The organism is Mycobacterium sp. (assembly GCF_035603715.1).
In the GTDB taxonomy this organism is placed as follows: Bacteria; Actinomycetota; Actinomycetes; order Mycobacteriales; family Mycobacteriaceae; genus Mycobacterium.
The window spans coordinates 1-2,755 of record NZ_DATNJW010000690.1 but is presented as its reverse complement, the minus strand read 5'-3'; the positions used below and the strand labels follow the sequence as shown (position 1 = coordinate 2,755).

Here is a 2,755-nt window from a genome sequence, read left to right as displayed (position 1 = left end):
GATCCCTGGCCGGATCTGAGACGCGAGCTCGCCCGCCTCCTCGATCGCTAATCGCTCGCCGGAGGGGTCTTGTCATCGCTACGCTGCCGGCGTCGGCTGCGCGTACCGGTCCAAATCGGGGACAGGCCGCCGGCATATCTCATGTGCTTCGTCAGCCGGCAGTGAGGTGCACATGTTCGACACCGGGCATTTCTGGCCTTTCGAAGATCCGCAGGGCACTGTCGATGTGCTACGCAGCTTTCTGGATTCGGTCACTCGCGCCAGCACCGACGATGAACGCCGTGCGGAATGATTAGGGCGTGCACCGTCAGTCAACGAGTGCGCCGTGGGTTCCGGTGACGGGTAGGTCGATCGGCGTGATCACGCCCGGGGGAGCCTCACACAGGTACGGCACGGCGTTGACCGCGGCCATGGCCGTGCTGACCATCAGTAGCTTCATCACGTGCTGGTCTTCGGAAAGCTCTGAATTGTGTGGTGGGCCAAACCGGATCACGGCATCCACCCGCGGTTCGCCCTCGATTTCCACCTTGAAGCCCTGAGGATCGGCCCACTGAGGGTCCAGGGCGTCGTCGCTCATGGTCCAGCAGATCGCCAGTTCGACGACGACCCGTCCATTACGGTAGCCACGGTAACTGCGCCGCTGCCCGGCAACCGTACCCTTGGCGAAGGTGATCCACCCCAGGTCCAGATCCCGAGTGGCCAGGGCGTTTTCGACCAGGCCGCGCTTCGATTCCAACTCGATGCCGAGCATGTCGGCGACCAGGTCAAGCGTCTCGAAGTATCCGAGACCGTATCGGGCGGTGGCTGGGTCAACCTCGGTGAGCCGATCCTTGGGCGGCTTGGCGAACCCAAGCACCGTCCAGGCGTCCCGCACTGGATATTCGGTGCAATCGAGCGTCTCGACCAGTTTCACGCTGTGCACGCGCCGGCATGCACCGGTAAGAAAGCCCGCCGCGACGTTGATGAACCCGGGTTCGAAACCAGTGCCGAGGAACGTCGCGCCGCCCGCTACGGCGGCGCTCTCGAGCGCGGCCACCTCCTTTGGATGGTGCGTGCCGGTGAGGAAGTCGCCCGTCGTCACCACGTTGATGCCGGCCCGCAGCAACCGGTCCACCAGTGCGTAGTCGATGAAGTGCGGGGTGTAGATCACGCAATCGGGTGCTGTACCGATCAGGGCGTCGACGTCATCGGTCGCCAGAACTCCTACCGGCGCGACCCCGGCCAGTTCACCTGCGTCGCGGCCAACCTTTTCTGCCGAAAATGCATGTACGCCAACCAGTTCAAATGCTTCACGGTCGAGGACCGCCCGGAGCGCGCGCTGACCAATGTTGCCCGTCGCCCACTGCACCACGCGGTACCCAGTCATGAAGAGTTCCCTCCTACCGTCGGCTAGCCGTTTCGAGGCTGATTGGAATTAGTCGTAGCACGAGATCCATCAAAGCTTGCCAAGTCAGAAATTTATGGTCTGCTGCGTCAAGGGGTTGAATAGTAGACCGGTGCAATACAGGACCCCACCCGGAGGAGATCCATCGTTGGCTGAATCCACGCTCCCGCCTGTTACACCCCACTCCGAAAGCATCACCGGGTACTTCTCCCGTCGCGCTGAGACCTTCTACCCTCAATCGATCGCCAGAGGAGGGTGGGGGGAGTCCGTCAGCGGCCATGTCGTAGGTGGCCTATTGGGTTGGGCTGCCGAACGAGTCGTTGACGACGCGGCCTTCCTGCCCGCGCGGCTGACGGTTGACCTCCCCAGGCCAACCGCTTTCGAGCCCGTCGACCTAGAGACTCGTGTACTTCGGAACGGCGGGCGCCTGCGCCTCGTCGAGGTCGTGATGCTCCAAGGAGGCGAGGTTGTCGCCCAGGCGACCGGCCTATTCCTGCGACGGGGCGAACATCCGGCAGGGACGGTGTGGTCGCCAGACATTGAGATGCCGCCGTTTCCGACGGATGTGCAGTCGTCTGACAACGCGTTATTCGTTCGTACCTATGGCTGGGGAATGGCGATCCAGAATCCGGATCCAAACTGGTCTGGTGAGGGCGGCAAGAAGTTCACCTGGTTGCGGCTGACCCAGCCGCTAATTCAGGACGAGCCGTTAACTCCGTTCACCCGTGCGGCGATGGCCGCCGATGTGACAGCTTCACTGGTCAATTGGAGTTCAGATGGCTTGAAATTCATCAATGCCGACTACACCGTGACACTCAGCCGTCTACCGGACGGGCCAATGATTGGGCTGGCATCGCAGGGTCATTGCGGTCACGATGGAATCGCAACCGGGTCGGCCACGATCTTTGACCAACATGGCAAAATCGGCACCAGTGTCGCCGTCTCGTTGGCGCAAGCAGGATTTCGTCCGCCGTCGGCTTAGGACGGGTTGCGTTGCGACTCTGACGCCTTACGCCATGGCTAGGCCTTGAAACGACCGGCAAAGCCACGCAGGGGCAGGTCGGCGCTCGTCAGCAGTCCCGGTGGAGCGGCGACGACGGACTTGATGGCGTTGAGAGCGGGCAGGCCCGTGACTGTCATACCGATGGAGGCGAAGTTGTCGGGGTTGGACAGGTCGACACCAGGCTTGGGAAAGATCATGTGTTTGTTGTAGACGCACGGATCACCCTTGATCTGAGTGATGTAGCAGCCCTTGATGTTCCAACTCGGGTCGGTGTGCGGGGTCATCTGCCATTCCAGGTGCGTCTCTACCTTGGGCACACCGTTGACCATGCCCTGGTACTTGATGTAGTTACCGCCCAGCGAGCCCTT

Annotated in this window: 2 protein-coding genes and 1 pseudogene; 1 reads left to right on the top strand and 2 read right to left on the bottom strand. The window is 62.0% G+C overall.

The genetic code is table 11. The features are described from left to right. Window positions 1-307: 307 nt before the first annotated feature. Window positions 308-1,366 carry a dihydrodipicolinate reductase gene (locus tag VN856_RS27800; protein ID WP_325695291.1) on the bottom strand — a complete coding sequence of 353 codons (1,059 nt, stop codon included), beginning with the start codon at window positions 1,364-1,366 and terminating at the stop codon, window positions 308-310. Between the two features lie 166 nt (window positions 1,367-1,532). On the opposite strand from VN856_RS27800, the gene VN856_RS28960 reads away from it, so the two are divergent. After that, window positions 1,533-2,366, top strand: coding sequence for a thioesterase family protein (locus tag VN856_RS28960; protein WP_414687073.1), 834 nt, complete (start codon window positions 1,533-1,535; stop codon window positions 2,364-2,366). A gap of 38 nt (window positions 2,367-2,404) precedes the next feature. On the opposite strand, the pseudogene VN856_RS27785 reads toward VN856_RS28960, so the two are convergent. Then, window positions 2,405-2,755 (bottom strand): annotated as a pseudogene (locus VN856_RS27785) (dihydrodipicolinate reductase); the annotation flags it as partial.